This is a genomic window from Bacteriovorax stolpii, assembly GCF_002872415.1.
In the GTDB taxonomy this organism is placed as follows: Bacteria; Bdellovibrionota; Bacteriovoracia; order Bacteriovoracales; family Bacteriovoracaceae; genus Bacteriovorax; species Bacteriovorax stolpii.
This window is the reverse complement of record NZ_CP025704.1, coordinates 272,464-291,673: the sequence shown is the minus strand read 5'-3', so window position 1 is coordinate 291,673 and position 19,210 is coordinate 272,464. Positions and strand designations below refer to the sequence as shown.

16 protein-coding genes are annotated in these 19,210 nt (G+C 40.6%); 6 read left to right on the top strand and 10 right to left on the bottom strand.

The genetic code is table 11. From position 1 onward, the window contains the following. Positions 1–125 precede the first annotated feature (125 nt). From C0V70_RS01330 to C0V70_RS01305, 6 genes are all read left to right on the top strand, one after another. A complete protein-coding gene (locus C0V70_RS01330; RefSeq protein ID WP_102242060.1) occupies positions 126–2,153 on the top strand; it encodes a heterodisulfide reductase-related iron-sulfur binding cluster in 2,028 nt (675 codons plus the stop codon). Positions 2,154–2,160: 7 nt separating this feature from the next. Then, positions 2,161–3,999 carry a hypothetical protein gene (locus tag C0V70_RS01325; protein WP_102242059.1) on the top strand — a complete coding sequence of 613 codons (1,839 nt, stop codon included), beginning with the start codon at positions 2,161–2,163 and terminating at the stop codon, positions 3,997–3,999. After that, the gene (locus tag C0V70_RS01320; protein WP_102242058.1) at positions 3,983–5,101 is read left to right on the top strand and encodes a hypothetical protein; all 1,119 of its coding nucleotides are present in this window, start codon (positions 3,983–3,985) and stop codon (positions 5,099–5,101) included. Before C0V70_RS01325 ends, C0V70_RS01320 begins: the two co-directional genes overlap by 17 nt. Then, complete coding sequence (locus C0V70_RS01315; protein ID WP_102242057.1) at positions 5,094–5,993, top strand: hypothetical protein; 900 nt, start codon at positions 5,094–5,096, stop codon at positions 5,991–5,993. Before C0V70_RS01320 ends, C0V70_RS01315 begins: the two co-directional genes overlap by 8 nt. A 70-nt stretch (positions 5,994–6,063) precedes the next feature. After that, a complete protein-coding gene (gene hisS, locus C0V70_RS01310; protein ID WP_102242056.1) occupies positions 6,064–7,374 on the top strand; it encodes a histidine--tRNA ligase in 1,311 nt (436 codons plus the stop codon). A gap of 2 nt (positions 7,375–7,376) precedes the next feature. Beyond that, the gene (locus tag C0V70_RS01305; RefSeq protein ID WP_102242055.1) at positions 7,377–10,043 is read left to right on the top strand and encodes a valine--tRNA ligase; all 2,667 of its coding nucleotides are present in this window, start codon (positions 7,377–7,379) and stop codon (positions 10,041–10,043) included. 210 nt (positions 10,044–10,253) lie between these two features. Here the strand turns inward: C0V70_RS01305 and tig are convergent, their stop codons facing one another. From tig to frr, 10 genes are all read right to left on the bottom strand, one after another. After that, entirely contained in the window at positions 10,254–11,537 is a 1,284-nt protein-coding gene (gene tig / locus C0V70_RS01300; protein ID WP_102242054.1) for a trigger factor, read from the bottom strand. A 106-nt stretch (positions 11,538–11,643) separates the two neighbouring features. Next, positions 11,644–12,411, bottom strand: coding sequence for a tRNA pseudouridine(38-40) synthase TruA (truA, locus tag C0V70_RS01295; RefSeq protein ID WP_102242053.1), 768 nt, complete (start codon positions 12,409–12,411; stop codon positions 11,644–11,646). Beyond that, positions 12,398–13,369, bottom strand: a complete 972-nt coding sequence (locus tag C0V70_RS01290) for a putative outer membrane beta-barrel protein (protein ID WP_102242052.1) — start codon at positions 13,367–13,369, stop codon at positions 12,398–12,400. Before C0V70_RS01290 ends, truA begins: the two co-directional genes overlap by 14 nt. 35 nt (positions 13,370–13,404) lie before the next feature. Further along, positions 13,405–14,163 (bottom strand): CDP-diacylglycerol--serine O-phosphatidyltransferase, encoded by a 759-nt coding sequence (gene pssA, locus C0V70_RS01285; RefSeq protein WP_102242051.1) that lies wholly within the window; start codon positions 14,161–14,163, stop codon positions 13,405–13,407. Between the two features lie 12 nt (positions 14,164–14,175). After that, a complete protein-coding gene (locus C0V70_RS01280; RefSeq protein WP_102242050.1) occupies positions 14,176–14,835 on the bottom strand; it encodes a phosphatidylserine decarboxylase in 660 nt (219 codons plus the stop codon). Continuing rightward, positions 14,836–15,426: a hypothetical protein gene (locus C0V70_RS01275; protein WP_102242049.1), complete on the bottom strand. Its 591-nt coding sequence runs from the start codon at positions 15,424–15,426 to the stop codon at positions 14,836–14,838. After that, the gene (gene rseP / locus C0V70_RS01270) at positions 15,426–17,000 is read right to left on the bottom strand and encodes an RIP metalloprotease RseP (RefSeq protein WP_102242048.1); all 1,575 of its coding nucleotides are present in this window, start codon (positions 16,998–17,000) and stop codon (positions 15,426–15,428) included. Before rseP ends, C0V70_RS01275 begins: the two co-directional genes overlap by 1 nt. A gap of 24 nt (positions 17,001–17,024) precedes the next feature. Further along, positions 17,025–17,855 carry a phosphatidate cytidylyltransferase gene (locus C0V70_RS01265; RefSeq protein ID WP_102242047.1) on the bottom strand — a complete coding sequence of 277 codons (831 nt, stop codon included), beginning with the start codon at positions 17,853–17,855 and terminating at the stop codon, positions 17,025–17,027. Next, on the bottom strand, positions 17,855–18,616 hold the full coding sequence (gene uppS / locus C0V70_RS01260; RefSeq protein WP_208107771.1) for a polyprenyl diphosphate synthase: 762 nt from the start codon (positions 18,614–18,616) through the stop codon (positions 17,855–17,857). The genes C0V70_RS01265 and uppS overlap by 1 nt, the downstream gene beginning before the upstream one ends. Positions 18,617–18,627: 11 nt before the next feature. Then, complete coding sequence (frr, locus tag C0V70_RS01255; RefSeq protein ID WP_102242046.1) at positions 18,628–19,185, bottom strand: ribosome recycling factor; 558 nt, start codon at positions 19,183–19,185, stop codon at positions 18,628–18,630. Positions 19,186–19,210 lie beyond the last annotated feature (25 nt).

Genomic DNA, 19,210 nt, shown 5'->3' with positions numbered 1-19,210 from the left:
TTTATTATGCCCTAATTAACTAAATTTCTCATTTAATTCTTTGTGATTCTCATCTATTCTATTCTGAGAACCACTTACATTTTATTACCGGATTAATTTGCTCGAGCATACTTAGGGGAGAAATTATGGGAGATGTTGCAACACTCGCCACCAGAGAAGTCATGTGGAATATTCCACACTCATTTAAAATCGTCATGTACATCATGTTCCTGACATCCATGGGTTTTTTAATCAAAGGTTTTTATGACAAGTTGATGTTTGTCACCAAGGGCCAGGGAACAGATGGACTAAAAGGTCTCTTACCTGAAAAACTTCAGTGGGACAGATTTCTTCACACTTCTCTACTCACTGGAAAAGTTCCTCGTTTTAAATACGTTGGTCTTTTTCACAGTTTGATCTTCTACGGATTTTTTATTCTATGGATTGCAACAGACATTGTCGCGGTTCACGCCGACACTCCTTTTAAAATTTATAAAGGAAATGTTTATATTATTGTTTCTTTCCTTGCTGATGTTGCCGGGATTATGATCTTAGCTGGTCTTGCCATCGCTTACCACCGCCGTTACATCAAGCGCCCGGCCTACTTATCTGCAACAAAACCACAACAAGAACTTTTCATGTACTGGATGCTGATTGGTCTGGTTGTTCTTGGATACATGATTGAAGGTCTGCGTATTCTTGGAACAGGAATGCCGATCAACGAAGCAACTTGGTCACCTGTTGGATGGGCCATCGCTCACTTCTTTAAAGCTTTCTCTTTCAATGACTCAACTCTAGCTCTTTTCTTTAGATCGCTTTGGATGATCCACATGATCAACACAATGGCGTTCATTGCAAGTATTGGTTACACAAAGTTTTCACATATCTTCCTTCTTCCTTTTGCTTCTCTGGTTACTCCAGTTAGGCGCGGAGCTGTTTTAAACCCAATGAACTTTGAAAATGAAAACGCAGAAACATTTGGGTTAGGAAAACTTTCTGAACTAACGATGAAAAACAACCTGGATCTTCTGACTTGTGTTGAGTGTGGACGTTGCACGCAAGTGTGTCCTGCGAACCTTGCTGGAAAAATCCTGGACCCGAAAAAAATCATCACTAAAACTCGCGATCTTGCTTTTGAAACTCAGGCCAAAGGCGAAAAAGACGCTGAGATCTGGGGCGACAATCCTATTTTCCAATCAAATGAACTTGATGCTTGTACGACTTGTGGTGCCTGTATGGAAGAGTGTCCGGCAAACATCGAACACGTCAACATCATCATGGAAGCTAAACGCTACAAAGCGCTGACTCTTGGAGACATTCCTCCAGCGGCCGCGGATGCTGTAAACAAAATCAAAAATCAAGGGAACCCTTGGGGGATTGCTCAACACGATCGCTTTAAATGGGCAGACGGACTTGATGTACCAGTGATTGAAGCTGGTAAAAAAGTAGATTACCTATACTACGTTGGCTGTGCTGGTTCATACGATGGCTCTAACCAAAAAGTAGTTAAAGATACGGTGGCGATGCTTAAAAAAGCAGGCGTGAGTTTCGCAGTTATGGGGAAAACTGAAAAATGTAACGGTGACCCTATTAGAAGATTTGGTGACGAGTATTCTTTCTACGAAATCGCCATTGAAAATATCGCCAACATGAGACAATACGAGTTCGGTAAAGTTGTTACTCACTGCCCTCACTGTCTACACACGATTGGAAAAGAATACGCTAAGTTTGAAGATGGTGCGTTTGAAACTGTTCACCACACTGAACTTCTGGCCGAACTGATTGACAAAGGTAAGCTATTTCCTGAAAAAGCGATCAACGAAGAACTTACATTCCACGATCCATGTTATTTAGGCCGCCACCATGGTCAATACAATGCTCCTCGTGCGATCTTAAACTCTATTCAGGGTCTGAAGATTAAAGAAATGGAGAGAAGCAAAGACAAGGCCCTATGCTGTGGTATGGGTGGTGGAAATATGTGGTACGAGCTTCCAGAAGGCGAGCATATTGCAAATAACCGACTTAAAGACATTGGTGAAAAAGAAGTTAACAAATTGGCTACGGCCTGTTCTTATTGTATGATTAACTTTAATTCATCGAAAGCTCACGTTAAGGAAACGGAAAACCTTGAAGTTGAAGATATCGCATCTATTCTGGCAAAATCAGTTTTATAAGATAGCTATGCTTATCGGCCTTACCTGTTTATCAGGTAAGGCCTTTCCTCAAGAGTCTTCTACTCCCGGAATCATTGAAAGCTTCGAGCGTCTCTTAGAACTTCACAAAGACCAATTCCAAAAAAACAAATCCCGCATTCAGTCTAACTTAAAGGCAGTCTCTAACCTTTCCGGTTATGCTGATGTTAAACTAGACCCACAATACGTGAAGTCTATTATTCTTCACTCTGATGAGCGTTTCTTAAAATACGCTCAACAAGATGAGTGTAAATTTCTTTCCACTCTGGAAACAAACCTGCTTAAAACAGCAGAAGGAAATATCGACAACATCCTGATTGAATACAAAAATAAAGACGGCTCAACTGATTCGGCTTCAATGTTAAAGGATGATTTTTTTGAACAGATCTATAAAAGAAAGTGTCTAAACAATCGCGAGTTCTCAATTCTCTTTAGTGAGATCAACGCCCAAAAAACAATTGAAGGAATCAAATTCAGCGTTCCTAAAAATAAAGCCGAGTGTTCAACAATTCACAACGAATGGCTGGCCAATCCATTTACGCCTTATCTATGCCGCATTCAACAAGTCTTTAAAAAGCCTGCTCTAAAAAAACAAGCCGATTACTACCGTGAACGCATCCCACTTATGCAACGAGTGTACCTGGATAACCTCTGCAACTCTTTAAGTAATCCCGAACTTTTTTGTTCGAGTTATTTAAAAAGCGATGTATGGAGCAAAATCTTAAACTCAGAACTTCCTGATTATAAAATGAGTTATAAATGCCAGCAGATGTACAATAAAAAAGACAAACTCACACCGATGGAAATGAAAAACTGTGCTAGCAAACTGGCAACAGAAAATACATTCTGTGAGACCAGAGGAAACCAGGATTTTCCTTCTAACTTCCCTCTACAAAATTGTAGCAATATTTCGCTGGCCTTAAATAAATCAAAACTGATTAGCGACTACCACGATTGTCCGGGAAATATTGACAATGAAGGGCTGACTAACATCCACAGGATTGTTAACCACTTCTCACCTAGGACAATTGTGACTTCAAGGGACACTTGTGCAGGTGAAGCTAACTACACATTGGCAAAACTCAACCTCGACGTAAAACACGAAGCAGGATGGCCATTAAAAGTTTGTTACACGAACCGCATCGACAATAAAGAAGCCTGCGTAACTTATATTCCAGGCTCGCGCGCTGATGAACCTCTAAGTGAAGACCAAGTTGTGGCCAGAATCCTTTACCAACAAAAAGGAGCTCCACAGAAGACAACTTGTCGAATTGTCGATTCCCGAACTTACAATCCTGCTCGCTCGGAGTTTAAATTCGGCTGTTTTATCGTTTACAGTGCGGATCTTTGTACGACTCTTTCTTGTGATAAAAAAGTTATCTGGGAAGAAAAAGTTCAACAAGACATTAAATTTATCGGTGTTCCGGTATTTGATTACTTTCCGACATCATACTTGAATGAACGTTACGCTTTCACCAATTTATTAGACGAAGTCAAAGGAACTCAAGACCGCATGATCAGAAATCTCACGGATGTAAAGTTTTTCCTGGATAAGATGCCTACGGGAATCATCCACGGAATTGGCTGTGCTGAAGATATGATTCCTGAACAATTTATGAGAACAGCGATCAATCAGTGTCACCCGATGCCATTTATCGTTGATGGGCACGTTGTGAAAAATAATGAGACCTGGCTGGTCACTCGCCTGGCAATTGATGATGTACACACTCCTCGATTGTTGATGTGGCCGAATATCTTTAACGCTGTCAGTGCCTACCAGGAACTACACCCGTTAAATACATGGACGTTATATGGCATTAGAAAATAAGAAGAATATGATACTAAAATTAGTCTTCGCCTTTCTACTGGGCCAAAGTGCCCAGGCCAAAATTATTTTACCTGAGCTTTTAGCAAAACAAGCCGTTAACAATATCCGCTTCCTAAGCCAGGACGGAAAATTCACTTATTATCAAAAGCGTTCAGGAAGCCTTCTTTTCTCCAGCAATTATAAAGTAGCAGAGTTAATCAAAGGCCAAATTGGAACGCAGTATACTTTAATCGGTACACCTGCGAGAAAAAAGATCGTGGTCATGCAAAATGAAAACTTCCACACGTTCTACTCTATCAGATCCCGTGAGAAAATCTTCCTCTTGGATTTTGGTGGGACAAATCCAAAAGAAGTGGGAATGGGATCAGCGGCCGCACTTCATCTTAATGATTCGTGGCTTTCATATTACGACTACTATTCAAAAGTTTTGAGTTTTGAAAACACAACAAACGCGGCCCTGAAATTCAGTTTAAAACTCAATAACCGGATCAATCCTTACTTCACTCCTCAAGTCGTAATGAGTGATGACAACACTGTTTATTACACCGACCTTGGTGAAAACGGAGCTGTCGGGCTTCTGGAATTTAAACGCAATACAGGAAAAGCAGAACTTATCTTCAAGGCCACCACGCCCATGGTAAAAGCAGAAATCTGCCTGCATAACGACTATCTGGTGATGGGACTTTTTGGACTTAACTTCTCTAAAAATGGCGCAAGCATTACCCGTGCGGCTTTACCGCTAAGCGATTTTAAAAAGCGCGAAACGATTTACACATCGTCGACGAACGACTTTGGTCAATTAGTCTGCGACTTCAGCAAAGACTACATCACTTTCATTAAAAACTTTGGCAGCAATGACCAAATCAGCACCGACCTTGTCGATCTGAATCCGTCCAACAAAGAAATTAAAATGCTTAGTGAAATGAAAACCATTACGAGTGTCATCAACATGGATGGAACACTCCTGGCCCTGGATAAAGGTAAATACTATATTGTTAAAGGAACAATTGATTATAAGAACATTGACTCACTTAAGGCCCTTCCTCCAAGCGGAGCGAGTGAGGCTATTAAGCAGATTGATAAAGAATTAGGTAATGAGTAAAGCGATTAAAACATTCACTCTGTCTGCCCTTCTCGCTTTAAGCGTGCAGAACACTTACGCCGAAAAAGTAGCGACAGGATCTAAAGAATTACCTTTAGAAGTGAATTTATTAATTGATAATCTTCAAAACAATAACCCGGATATTTTTCCAAAAATTCTACCAGATCTTCTCAATATCGACCGCTATGCCCGCTCGATGAGCAAAGAAGACATTTTCCTGGTTGGAAAAATTGAAGTTTATAAGACATTGCTTAAAAATTACGATGCCGCCATTAAACAGCCGGTCGATGGAACGAGTTTAACGACTCTCAAAGCAGCTCTGGGCAAAACGAAAGACAATTTCACTAAATGGTTTCTTCAGGCCTTATTAAAAGACTGCGAGGACCTGATGAGCAACAAACTTTATAAAGAGTTTTTGCTGCAAAAAAACAACGGGCTTAAAATAGAAAAAGTTGAATACCGCAAGCTGGAGAAAAAAGGTGAACTTCTGCAGTATTGGATTTCTAAAATCAATCCAAACGCCCAGGATTTTCCCGACACTCTAAAAAATGACCTCACTCCAAAAATGCTTGAGACGTTAAAAAACATCTCGAGAAGTTTTGAACTCATGGCCAAAGAAAGTAGCCTTTCACCTCTGGCCCCGGCACTTAAAGACGAAACTGAGCTTAAATTCTTTGCCGTCAAAGATGTGGCCCCCACCCCTGCCAAACCTGCTACTCAGACCAGTGAGTCTAAGAGTGTGGAAGAAATCCTGGCCCCTGTCACCGACGTAAAACCGGAAGAACTTCCTCAGCCGACCCAAGAAAATTGGCTTGAGGATGAAAACACTCCTGCGTCTCTGCAAAATCTTCCAAAACCAAGCAATGACGCTGATTGGCTAGAAGACTTTTAACCCATTTCGTGATAAAATCTCTCTCTGAAAATGCCTTCATTTTCGATAATGTTTGTAAGGAATAAACTCAATGGCGCTTAATAAACAGCCCTACCGCGGAACCCGTGACTTTTTCCCAAAGTCTAAAAGGGTGCAGGACTATCTTTTCTCAGTCATGACTAAAACAGCAGAGAGCTTCGGTTACGAATCCTACGAAGGTCCACTTTTAGAAGAAGTCGATCTTTACCTGGCAAAGTCTGGCGAAGAGTTAATCAACGAACAAATCTACTCTTTCACTGATCGCGGTGAAAGACATGTGGCGATTCGTCCTGAGATGACTCCAACTGTTGCTCGTATGGTTGCTCAAGTTCACCGCGAGTCTAGTAAGCCTCTTCGTTGGTTCTCAATTCCAAGAATGATGAGATATGAAAAACCTCAGCGCGGAAGAATGCGCGAGTTCTGGCAATTAAACTGCGACATCTTCGGAGCTCCAGGAAGAACTGGTGAAGTTGAAATCCTTCAAGTCGCTATCGAGCTATTTGAAAACTACGGAGCAACTAATAAGCATTTTGAAATTGTTTTAAATGACCGTGCGATTGTCGACGCCGTCTTTAAGCGCATGATGAAAGCGGATGAAAAACAAACATACCGTCTTTATAAAATTGCTGATAAATCAAAAAAGGTAAACGAAGAAGCCGTAAAAAAAATGGTTGCTGAAGTTGGATTAACTCCAGAAGCTGAAAATATTTTTTACAGTTATCTACAATTAAAAACTTTTGCCGATGTCGATAGCTTCTTAAAAAAGCATAACGAAAACGAAATTGCCGATGCTTTTGCTGAGTTTATTAAACTTACAGATGCAAATGGCCTAAACGAATACTTAGTGTACGACCCAAGCATCGTCAGAGGTCTGGATTACTACACAGGAATCGTCTTTGAAATGTTCGACAAACACCCGGACAACCGCCGCGCTCTTTGTGGTGGGGGGGCCTTTGCGAACCTGCTTCAAATTTTTAACGAAGACCCACTTCCCGGAGTCGGTTTTGGTTTAGGAGATGTCACGCTGGAAGACTTCCTGACGGTGCACGGCCTTCTTCCCAACCTGGACAATCCAACCAACGATGTCCTGGTCACTTTCCAGGAAGACAACGGACTTGAAGCCTCAATGAATCTGGCCAAAGCGATGAGAAAAAAAGGTCTTAAAGTCGTCACAAGTTTAGAGGCGCTGAAGTTTAAGAAAGTCTTCCCGACTGCTGAGAAAAAAGGAGTCAAGTTCGTCACCCTTATGGGGTCTGACGAAATGGCAAAAGGAGAGATTCAATTAAAGAATCTCGCAACAAAAGAACAACACACTTTCAAGATCACTGACCTGGAAGAAATGTTAAAAATAATGAAGGCTTAATTATGACAACAAATACAACAGAATTAGCAACAACCTACTCTCCCGCAGACGTTGAAACCAAATGGTACAAAACGTGGGAAGATGGAAAATACTTTAAACCTAAAAAAGGAAAGGCCAACAAGCCTTTCTGTATTATCGTTCCACCACCAAACGTAACTGGTAAACTTCACGCTGGTCACGCTCTGGATATTACAACTCAGGACTCTTTAATCCGTTTTAAAAGAATGAAAGGTTTTGAAACTCTTCTTCTTCCAGGATTAGACCACGCCGGGATCTCAACTCAATCGGTAGTTGAAAAAATGGTTTTTGAACAAGAAAAGAAAACCCGCCGCGATTTCTCGCGCGAAGAATTTGTTAAGAAAATCTGGGCATGGAAAGAAGAGTACGGAAACCATATCCTTAACCAACAAAGAGCGATGGGAACAAGCTGTGACTGGGATTACCTGACGTTCACACTTGATCCGATTCCAAATAAAGCAGTAAAGAAATTCTTCGTGGATATGTACAACCAGAAGATGATTTATCAATCTGACTACATCGTTAACTGGGACCCGATGCTGCAATCAGCGGTTTCTGATGCCGAAGTAGAACACAAAGATGTTCAAGGGAACTTCTTCCATATTAAGTACGCCATCAAAGGCTCAGAGGACTTCTTAGAAGTTGCAACAACAAGACCAGAAACTCTTTTTGGCGATACTGCTGTTGCTGTTAATCCAAATGATGAGCGCTTTAAACACCTCATTGGTAAAACAGCGATCGTTCCACTATGTAACCGCGAAGTTCCAATCATTGGCGATGAGCACGTTGATTTAGAAAAAGGAACTGGATGCTTAAAAGTAACTCCAGGTCACGACTTCAACGACTTTGAAATCGGAAAACGCCACAACCTTCCAATCATCAACATCTTAAACAAAGACGGAACGATGAATGAAGAAGGCCTGGAATTTAAAGGCCTGGCAGCAAAAGTTGCTCGCAACGTTGTTTCTAAAAAACTAGAAGAGCTTGGGCTTTTATTAGATAAAAAACCTCACATGCACCCAGTTGGTCACGGTGAGCGCTCAGGCGTTCCAATCGAGCCGATGATCTCAAAACAATGGTTCGTAAACGTTACAGACATGAGCCGTCGTGCAGTTGAAGCTGTTGAAAACGGCAATATGAAATTCTACCCAAAAGAATGGGAAAACACTTATTACTCTTGGCTAAGAAACCCTAAAGACTGGTGTATCTCACGCCAACTTTGGTGGGGACACCAGATCCCGGTTTTCTACTGCGACAACAATCACCAGTGGGCAAGCGAGCATGATGAAACTGAATGCCCGACTTGTAAGTCAAAAAATGTTCACCAGGACCCGGATGTTTTAGACACATGGTTCTCTTCAGGACTATGGCCAATGTCGACATTAGGATGGCCTGATCCAAAAGCAATGGAAGAGAAAAAGTTCTCTACCTTCTTCCCGACTTCAGTTTTAATTACTGGATACGATATTATCTTCTTCTGGGTTGCCCGCATGATGATGATGTCTCTTCAGACTCAAAACCAGGTTCCATTTAAAGACACTTATATCCACGCTATCGTTCGCGATAAACTGGGAAGAAAAATGTCTAAGTCACTTGGAAACGGGATTGACCCATTTGATATGATTGCTCAGTACGGAACAGACGCTTTCAGATTCACTCTGGCCGCTGGTTCTGGATACAACCGCAACATCAACCTGGACCCGGACAGAATCGGTGGGTACAGAAACTTTATTAACAAAGTTTGGAACGCTTTCCGTTTTATCTACCCTCACCTTCAGACTGGATCCGCAAAGATTAACGACATGTCGAAACTCGACCACCATGAAAGATGGATTTTAGCAGAGCTCAATACAACGGCTAAATTAATGAATGAGTCGATGGAAGTTTACCGCTATGACGACGCTTCAGCGGCCATTTATTCATTCGTTTACGATAAGTACTGTTCATGGTTCATCGAGCTTTCAAAAAACATTTTAAACGGTAGTGATGAGACTGCAAAAGCACGTAGAGTTTCAGTATTAAAGTTTGCCTTCAGAAAAATCCTGGCCCTGATGCACCCACTAACTCCATTCATCACTGAAGAACTGTGGTCATATTTGAAAGAAGCTAATGAAGACCTGCTGATTGCTCAGGAATACCCGGAATACGATGCTGCTCTTGAATTTAAAGAAGACCAGGATCAAATGAATAAGTTTGTTGAAGTTACTACGGCGATTAGAAATCTTCGCGCTAGTGTAAACATTAAACCAAAAGACGAAGTTAACGTTGAGTTATTCACTGACAATCAGGACCTGATCACTTACTTCAGAAATAACTTCATTAACTTCCAGGAACTGGCACGTGTAAAAGACCTTAAGGTTGGCAATAAGGAGCTTAACCGCCCCAACAAGTCGATCGTTAACGTTCTTACTCACACGGAAATCTTCCTGCCTCTAGATGGCGTTATTGACCTAACAGAGCAGATTTCTCGTTTGGAAAAAGAACTGACAAAAACAAAAGCTGATTACGCTAAATACGAAGCTAAGATGAAGAACGAAAACTTCATGAAAAATGCTCCAGAAAACGTAAGGGCCGAAGTTATACAGAACGAAAGAGAGCTTGGTGAGAAAATCGCAAGCTTAATGGAAAATATCGCTCAGTTCAAATCGTAAGCAACATAAAAAAAGACCAAAAAAAAGGCTCCTTTCGGAGCCTTTTTTATTTTAACAACTATGAAATCTTAAGTTTCTTTTTAAGAGCGTCGAAAGTTTTTTCTTCGCGGATAGCGTACAGCTGAACGAAAAAATGCAGCCGAAGCTGCATTTTTATTTGTTATGAAAATTTAAAGAGACGAACTTCTTCTTTAAGAGTTCGTTCAGCCACTATGCGATCTTAAGTTTTTTCTTAAGAGCATCAAATGTCTTCTCTTCGCGGATAGCGTACATTAAGTTGTTCTTAATTTGTGCATTTCCTGCGTAGTATTTCTTTACTGTCTCTAGATCGATTCCTGCTTGAGCAGCACTTTCTTCAAGTTTCTTGTTGAAGTCAGCTTCAGAAGTTTCAATCTTAAACTCTTGAGCTAGGTGATCTAGAACAAGTCCTGATCTTACCTGGAAATCAGCTTTAGTGTTGATATCGCCTTTCCATCTTTCGAAGTACTCACCTACCATATCGTCGTTAAAGCCTTGGGCCTTAAGGTTCTTAGCTAGATCTTCTTGAAGGTATTTTTCTTGGTTTTGAACAAGAGTTGCTGGAACATCGAACTTGTTTTCTTTAACAAGTTTTTCCAGGATTTCTTGGTGAAGTTTTTCTAGAGCTTGTCTTTCTTTTTGAGCTACTAGGTTCTTCTTGTTTTTTTCGTTGAAATCAGCAACAGACTCATATCCGAATTCTTTTGCTAGTTCATCGTTAAGAGTTGGGTATTTCTTTTCTTTGATTTCAAGAAGCTCAACTTCGAATTTTACTTTTGCGTTTTGAAGCTCAGTTGCGTGGTAATCAGCTGGGAAAGTAAGGTTGATGTCTTTTTTATCACCTTTCTTAAGTCCGATCATTCCGTCTTCGAATCCTGGGATGAATTGCCCTGAACCGATTTCAAGAAGGTATTCTGAACCTTTCATGTTTTCTGGTCTTGATCCGTCAGCTTTAACACCTTCGAAGTTAAATACTGCGAAGTCACCTTTCTTAAGAGCATGCTTAGCATCTGTTACTTCAGTCATTTCTGCTTTTGAACCAAGGTAGTTCTTTGTTAGTTTTTCCATGTCTTCGTTAGACACTTCAACACTGTCTTTTTTGAAAGAGTATGAAGAGTAATCGGCAAGTTTAATTTCCGGGAAGATTTCAACTACAGCGTCGAAAGAAACTGATTTACCTGCATCGTACTTTACGTTTTCGAATGCTGGGTAACCAACAGTTTTTAGTTTTTCTTTGTTAACAGCTTCGAAAAGTTGAGATTGCACGAATTGGTTTAGTGCATCTGATTCGATTTGTGGTCCGTATACTTGCTCTACCATTGAAAGTGGAGCTTTACCTTTTCTGAATCCTTTAATGTTTGTTGTCGCTTGTTTTCTAACAACTGCGGCCTTAATTTCTTTTGATAGGTCTAGAGTTGCGAAATTGAACTCAAGTTTTTTTGTGCATCCATTGACGCTTTTCACTGTGTAAGACATAAAAATCCTCGCTTAAAAATAGTTCTCCAAAAGTATTTGAGAGGGCCCTAATTGTCAATGTAAAGACAACTTTTCCCCAATGAAAACGGAGTGAAATTAGTGGACTCTAATAGTGCACTTCTTTAAGGTAAAGACCTTGTGGCGGAGCTGTCGCTCCAAGGCGATTAGGCAAAGGCGTTTTGAGTGATTTTTCAAGATCTTCCAGGGTGATTTTCCCTCTGCCAAGACTGACAAGTGCTCCCATCATCAGGCGCACCATCTGCTTAAGAAAGCCAGTTCCGGTCACTTTTAAGACATAATACTCGCCGACCAAGTGGCCCCAATGCCCGGTTGACTCTAAGCGCACAAGTTCACACGAGATAATTTTACGCACAGTGCTCTCAACTTCAGTCCCTACACACTGGAAATTCACAAAATCATGCTCGCCGCAAAAAATTTGGCAGCCTTTTTTCATGGCCTCAATATTCAGCTGAAATGGAAAATAGGTCACAAGCTCTCTGGCAAACGGAGAGATATTTTCTTCAGTCGCAAAAACATAATTATATTCTTTTGATTTAGCACTAAAGATCGGATGAAAATGCTCAGTCACTGCTTCGGCCGCGACCACTCGGATGTCTTCTGGAAGATTGGAATTCATCGCTTTTGGAAGACTGGCCACAGGAATATCAACAGGGATTTCAATGCGCACAACTTGTCCAAAAGCATGCACACCCGAATCTGTCCTTCCTGAACCCACCGATTTAATTTCATCTGACTTAGAAAGAGTCCTCAAAGCAGAATTGATTTCTCCCTGAATGGTCTTTCCCGAAGGCTGAACTTGGAACCCTAGATAGTTCGTGCCTTTATATTGAACAGTGATCTTATAAATATTCAAATGTAAAACCTACACCAAACGACGTCCCCGAAATCTTGATATCGTCCTGGAAATTTGCATAATTCTGATGACGGACTTCAAGGTTTAGAAATAAATTCGTGATTTGGCTAGAGGTAAATAGATCGTACGCTGTCTCTTCATTAAATCCTGAAAGATTAATCTTTACTTGAGCGTTGGCGAAGTATCCCGGGCTGTATTGAATCTTTCTTTTCCCTTTTTCTCCGCGCTGAATGTCTGATCTATTTTGCATTAACCCCAGCGCACTTGGACCACCGGTTCCCGCAATTTTAAACCAAGTATAAACCGGGATCTCTAATCCAAGTCCGGCATCAATAGGAACTTCCCAAAGACTGATCTTCGTATCACTTCTTGTTCCGTTAACAAAAAGCCCTCGCCCCGAGTTGTAGCCAACTCCAGCTCCAAAAGACCAATGTCCATTAAGTGCAGCAGTTTTGAAAATATAAGAGTCGTGGCGAACAAATATTGATCCACCTTTAATACTTTTATAACCAGTACCTACAGTCTGATTGATGATGTCGTTTGGAGACTGGTAGTTAAAATTGTTTTTAATGAAGGAGATATTCAAACCGCCAGTTGAAGCTTTTCTGAAATCCTTGGCCATCTTAAGCTTATCCAGCTCAATATAGTTTTCCTGTTTTTCGTACGTACCAGGAAGTGTGTAACCAAAATCTTCGTACTTTTTCTTCGGTGTGACCTTGTCACTGACTTCTTTAACCCCGTGGTTAAAGATGTAGTCTTCACCTTGTGCTTTGGATTTTTCAACATTATCAGATGATTCACCATCGACCAGGAAAGGACTGTTACCAGAAGCCGTACTCGACCCTAAAACGTCCTCAACATTTCCATCTTCAGAAACATTCTGGCGTAAATCAGTAGCGTGTAATGGCGCTGACAATAGAGCTAGAGTGATAAGAAAAGCTAGATTCCTTCCAAGCATATCAATACTCCTACATAAGTATCTTTTAAATTTTTTTAGTCGACGTGATCATCGTCATCATGTTCACTCTTCCAGTTGAACATGTCTTCCATAGCACCTTTGTTCTTAAAGAAATAAGCAAGGGAGCCAAGAACATAAACTAAGATCACTCCACCAATCATGATTTCTTCATATAAGAAAGTCAGAATGATGATTGAGAAAATAATAAAGAGAACTCTCTTCTTATGCTTTCTCACCCACTCCGATTTCTTAAACGAGTTAAATGGAATGTTTGAAATCATCAGGAAAGAGTAGAAAAGAACATAGCCAATAATCAATGGACGAAAATCCATGATCTCTGGAACAACTGATGAGAAAAGTGTAAGCCCCACCATGGCCAGTGCGCCACTTGGAATCGGCAAACCTTGAAAGTATTCAGAACTTACTTTATCAATGTTGGCATTAAAGCGGGCAAGTCTTAAGGCCCCACATAGAAGGAAAATAAAAGAAGTGATCAGACCAATACGGCCTAGATCGTTGAAAAATTTATTGTAAACAAGAAATGCCGGGGCCACACCAAAAGACACAACGTCAGAAATAGAATCAAACTGCTCACCAAAAGCAGACTGAGTTCCTGTCATACGCGCAACTCTTCCATCAACTGAATCAAAGATAGCACCTAAAACTAAGATCATCGATGCTTGATAGAACTCTCCCTTCCATCCAAGAATGATCGAAAAAAAACCACAGGCCATGTTTAGTGCTGTGAACGTGTTAGGAAGAAAAAAAGCGAGCCTGCGCGGAGTATTTAGCATTTATAATAACCTTTAAGCGTGGTCAGGAATTACAGCAATAATTGTCTCACCGCATGTAATCTCATCATTTGTTTTAACTAGTATCTCATATTTTTTTGGTAAATAAAGCATCACTGTTCCTCCAAAGGGAAAGTATCCAATATTCACCCTTCTTCCGCCGCGGTCTCCCGGCATGACCATTAATTCAGGCCACAAACCAAGTTTGCACTTAAAGAAAGTAAGTCCAACCGTCTCGCCACGATTATCAAGAGCAAGACTGACACCTTTTCCTTCCTTGGTTCCGATCACTTCAGAGGCGATATGAGTTCTTAAAAAAGACTGTCCTTTTAAAACGTGAAGCATCTTCACTTCGGAAGAAAGAGGGAGGTTAATTCCCATCTCTTTCCACCATGGAATCATAATCTGAATTTCGATTAACTGATCGCCGTACATCCCGTGGGAAACGTTGTGTTCAATATGAACGATCTTCCCGTTAGACGGAGAAAAGATCACCCCTTTGGTGACAACAGGATCATCGCGGAAGTCATTTCTACTTCTTCTTAAAGAGACATACAGAACAATGTAGGCCAGAAGTAAAACGGCCAGGATCTTATAGAAGCTAAAAAGCCAAAGCATAACGAATAACACGATGGCCAGTGTATTGAATCGAGGAGGAAGATAAGACTTCAACATCTATTTGAACTCCTCATCCAGAGTTCTAAAATAGTATGGGGCTTCTCTCATTTTATCTTTGAAAACTTTTGAGAAGATTTTTTCAGACGATTGATGAATCAAATCTTTTGTTGTTTTTAATCCAACAAAATTTTTCCCATCATCAGCAAGCGTATACCCGAGTGCAGGATCAACAATCGTGTACTCTGCGGCATTCACCAGTGATTTTTCTGCCAGGTTAGATTGGGAATCCCAGTTATAGATGAACACCTGCCCTTTAAAAGCATTCGTCACCCAGTAACCTTTCTCCACACCGGCCAGTCTTGGGGCATCAAAATGAAGGAAAGAAAAAACTTTCTTATCATCCCAGGCAAGCACCTGAGCAATCCCTTCTCCCAGCCTCATCCCGGTATAAGAACCGGGACCAGCTGAGAAAAAGAAATTCATTTCTCTTAAATTGAGTTTGTACTTATTGATGAGATTATAAATCTCTATATGGATGACTTCCGACGGTTTTTTCTCTCTAGTGTCTTGATACTCAATCCACTTAAAGTTTTCATCGAGAAGGCCGATCACCAGCCCGGAAGTACTGTCCACATATAAAGAATGCATTAGAAGAACCTGGTCACATCATTAAAGATTGCACCAACCATTAACATTAAAAGCACCGATAGTCCCACTTGTTGAGCAATTTCCATCTTTCTTCTTGAAAGCGGCCCACGGTTAATGATCTCAAGGGCGATAAACATAATGTGACCACCATCAAGAACCGGAATCGGGAAAAGGTTAATGACACCAAGGTTGACTGAAATCAACGCCATCAGCTGGAAGAAATACGACAGCGATGTGTTGAAAGAGTCATGGGCCACTTTACCAATCGCCAAAGGTCCACCGATTGATTTTAAAGATACCTGGTTAGTTAAAAGTTTTACGAATCCATCAACAGTCTTCTTCATCGAGTCCCATGTGCGGGCAACCGCTACAGAAACAGAACTGAAAAATCCTTTTGATTTAGTTAGAACGAAGTTCGTTTTTAAAACTTCAATGAAGCTATATACCCCAAGAAGTTTTGTCGATTTTCCGTCCTGCATGCTCACATCTGGAGTAACAGTGAATTTTTTTAACTCTCCTTGAGAGTAAACTTCCACTTCAACAGAGGCTTTTGTATAAGTCTGAAGTTTTTCTCTTAACTCTTCAAAGCTTGAGACTTTCTGACCTTCAAGGGCCACGAAAACGTCATCCCCTTTAATCCCTACTTTATCAGCAGGAGAACCCATGTTTACACTTCTGACCATAAGGTCGATTGTTCTGAAATTTTTCGCCTGAAGAGCCGCCACCATTGTTTTTAAGTCAGTGTACTCAACAGCGATCTCTTGTCCTTTTGTCAGGTCAGCTTTGATTTCATCTGAAGACAGGTCTTCAGTTTTAGCTACCGGATATAAATAAAGAGTTTTGATTCCCGTTAATGTTCCAAGCTCTTCAATTGAATGAGAGAAATCAACTTGATCTTTCTTTACAGAAACCACATAGCGGTTAGCGCTCGGATCAACCACTAATGGTTTTCTTAGAATTGGTGGGTATTTTAAAACTTCATCAAAGAACTTATCACCCTGGAAGTTTACACTCAGGTCTTGAAGCTCTCCGTTTCTCTTGATTGTCAGCTGACTAACAACAGTGCTTCCTTCAACCATTAGGTCTGATGGATTGTACACTTCGTTGTTGTTTACCTTAACTAAAACGTCCCCTGTTCTTAAACCATTTTGATAAAGAACAGACTCAGGAGCAATCGCTCCGATTTTAATTTCAGGAATTCTCTCCCCTACAATTAAAAGCGAGAAGAAAATAACGAATGCCAGAATGAAGTTAGCTAACGGTCCACCCATAACAATCCAGAAGCGCGCCCACTTACCTTGGTGAGTAAAACTTTGTGCTCTTTCGCTTTCAGGAATTTCGTCTTTATTAAACGGATCATCACCGAACATTTTTACGTACCCACCTAATGGAATAGCGGAAACGGCGTATTCAGTGTCACCCCATTTTTTCTTGAAAATCTTCGGTCCAAACCCGATTGAAAAAACTTCAACTCTTACACCAAATAGTCTGGCGAAAAGAAAGTGTCCCAATTCGTGAAAGAATACGAGTGGGCCTAGGAAAACAATAAAAATAATGATTTTTTCTAATAACATGGAAGCCTCTAAAAGGAGAGAATACTAAAGTAAGTGCTGTCCCAGATATTTTACAACAATCACGAAAAAAGGCGATAGGAAGATTAGACTGTCTATGCGATCGTAAACCCCACCGTGTCCGGGAATCAGGTTTGAACTGTCCTTAATCGCAAACTCTCTTTTCATTTTAGACTGAACTAAATCACCAACTTGAGACATAGCTCCGCAAACAGCAAAAATAGCTGAGTAATACCATCTGAAATCACCGAAAAACTGCCACCATGCCAGTGAAGCAAGGACAGCTGCTATAATCATCCCACCAATTAGGCCTTCTACGGTTTTCTTGGGACTTACGGCCGGCCATAATTTGTGTTTACCAAAATTTTTGCCCACAAACCAAGCGCCAGTATCCATAGAGTAAGTAACAATCAACAGCATTCCCAGAATTTCTCTCCAGTATTCGCTGTCGAAATAAATTCCAATTGAAAGAAGCGGAAGCATCACAAAAGTTGTAATGATGGCCGGATTTTTTCTCGAGCTATTTTTCATAAACTCGCCCGAGCTTGGAATTTTAAATAAATAATAAATAAGAAAAAGATTTAAAAAGATCGCCGCGACTGTGAAGAAGCCAAGCGAGAGTTTTGCACCCAGGACATTCACCGACACAAAAAGAATGATGAAAAATCCCATCACATATTTGTAATTAAATTCTTCTCTTCTTGTCTGTGAAAAATTCACCAGAAGTTCATCGATACAAAGTAAAGCTGCTGCCAGAATAACTGCTAATGTCGTCCACTTCCCAAAAATCACCGCTACGACAACAATGGCTGCCATAACAAGTGCGGAAATGATTCTTGCTTTTGTATTAGACACCATTACCCTCGAATTAATCTCTGATTTTCGCGGGCAACGATCACGTTCGTTTCAAGATTAGCTGTCGGAGCGATGGCCCCAAATCTTCTCTCTCTTTTTGCTACTTGCTCAATAATAAATCTGAACTCAGTCACCGTAAAATCCGGCCACTTTGTTTCAGTGAAAAACATTTCAGCATAAGCAATCTGCCACAACATAAAATTAGACACGCGGTGGTCTCCACCGGTTCTAATTAAAAGATCCACGTCTCCAAGATCCGGGATCATTAAAAATTCATTCAAATCATCTTCGCTCATCTCTTTGCCAGGGTTCGCTTTCATGAAGCGATTAACCGCGTAGGCAATTTCTGAACGAGCTCCGTAACCAAAAGCAAATGTCAGCTTCAATCCTGTATGGTGAGCAGTCTCCCCTTCCAGTTGAGCGATAAGTTTTTTGGTTTGTTCTGGAAGATTAGAAACATCTCCCATAATTCTAAAGCGGATGTTATTTTTTAGAATTCTTTCACGTTCTTTTTTTAGGAATTTAAAAAGCAGATTAAAAAGAACACGGACTTCCGTCTGAGGACGGCTCCAATTCTCTGAAGAAAAAGCATACATTGTTAAAGCTTCAATACCTAAGTTATCCGCTTCTTCAACGATAGTTGAAACCACTGCAGACCCGCGCACGTGCCCCCAGACTCTGGGATGCGAGCGTTGTTTTGCCCAACGGCCATTGCCATCCATGATGACAGCGACGTGTTTAATATTGTGGCTGAGTGGTTCCAAACTTTTCCTTATTAGATTGCTAGAACTTCTTTTTCTTTGTTCGAAACAACAGTGTCGATTTCTTTTGTAAATTTATCAGTGATGTTTTGAATTTCTGTTTGAATTTTTTTTGATTCATCTTCAGAAATAACTTTATCTTTTTCTGCTTTTTTTACAGCTTCGTTAGAGTCACGTCTTAAGTTTCTAAGAACAACTTTAGCGTCTTCACCGATTTTCTTAATTTCTTTTGCAATGTCTTTTCTTTTGTCTTCAGTTAATGAAGGAAAGTTAAGACGAACAAAATTTCCATCGTTCGTTGGAGTTACACCAAGGTTTGCACCAAAGATTGCTTTTTCAATTGCAGCGATCATCGTTTTATCGAATGGCTGAATTTGAAGTAAACGAGCTTCTGGAGTTGAAATTTGTCCTAGCTGAGAAATCGGGCTCATTGTCCCGTAGTATTCAACTTGTACTCCATCAAGGATAGAAGCAGATGCTCTTCCTGTGCGTACTTTTGTAAGTTGGTGCTTAAGTGAATCAACTGCTTTTTTCATTGAATCATTTAATGAAGTTTTTGTTTCATTCATCATAATGACGTCCCCTTAGTTAGAAATA

What these genes read in the sequence shown, in the direction of transcription:
- C0V70_RS01330 (WP_102242060.1), top strand. Translation starts at nt 126, where the DNA reads ATGGGAGATGTTGCAACACTCGCCACCAGAGAAGTCATGTGGAATATT.
- C0V70_RS01325 (WP_102242059.1), top strand. Translation starts at nt 2,161, where the DNA reads ATGCTTATCGGCCTTACCTGTTTATCAGGTAAGGCCTTTCCTCAAGAG.
- C0V70_RS01320 (WP_102242058.1), top strand. Translation starts at nt 3,983, where the DNA reads ATGGCATTAGAAAATAAGAAGAATATGATACTAAAATTAGTCTTCGCC.
- C0V70_RS01315 (WP_102242057.1), top strand. Translation starts at nt 5,094, where the DNA reads ATGAGTAAAGCGATTAAAACATTCACTCTGTCTGCCCTTCTCGCTTTA.
- hisS (WP_102242056.1), top strand. Translation starts at nt 6,064, where the DNA reads ATGGCGCTTAATAAACAGCCCTACCGCGGAACCCGTGACTTTTTCCCA.
- C0V70_RS01305 (WP_102242055.1), top strand. Translation starts at nt 7,377, where the DNA reads ATGACAACAAATACAACAGAATTAGCAACAACCTACTCTCCCGCAGAC.
- tig (WP_102242054.1), bottom strand. Translation starts at nt 11,537, where the DNA reads ATGTCTTACACAGTGAAAAGCGTCAATGGATGCACAAAAAAACTTGAG.
- C0V70_RS01290 (WP_102242052.1), bottom strand. Translation starts at nt 13,369, where the DNA reads ATGCTTGGAAGGAATCTAGCTTTTCTTATCACTCTAGCTCTATTGTCA.
- pssA (WP_102242051.1), bottom strand. Translation starts at nt 14,163, where the DNA reads ATGCTAAATACTCCGCGCAGGCTCGCTTTTTTTCTTCCTAACACGTTC.
- C0V70_RS01280 (WP_102242050.1), bottom strand. Translation starts at nt 14,835, where the DNA reads ATGTTGAAGTCTTATCTTCCTCCTCGATTCAATACACTGGCCATCGTG.
- C0V70_RS01275 (WP_102242049.1), bottom strand. Translation starts at nt 15,426, where the DNA reads ATGCATTCTTTATATGTGGACAGTACTTCCGGGCTGGTGATCGGCCTT.
- rseP (WP_102242048.1), bottom strand. Translation starts at nt 17,000, where the DNA reads ATGTTATTAGAAAAAATCATTATTTTTATTGTTTTCCTAGGCCCACTC.
- C0V70_RS01265 (WP_102242047.1), bottom strand. Translation starts at nt 17,855, where the DNA reads ATGGTGTCTAATACAAAAGCAAGAATCATTTCCGCACTTGTTATGGCA.
- frr (WP_102242046.1), bottom strand. Translation starts at nt 19,185, where the DNA reads ATGATGAATGAAACAAAAACTTCATTAAATGATTCAATGAAAAAAGCA.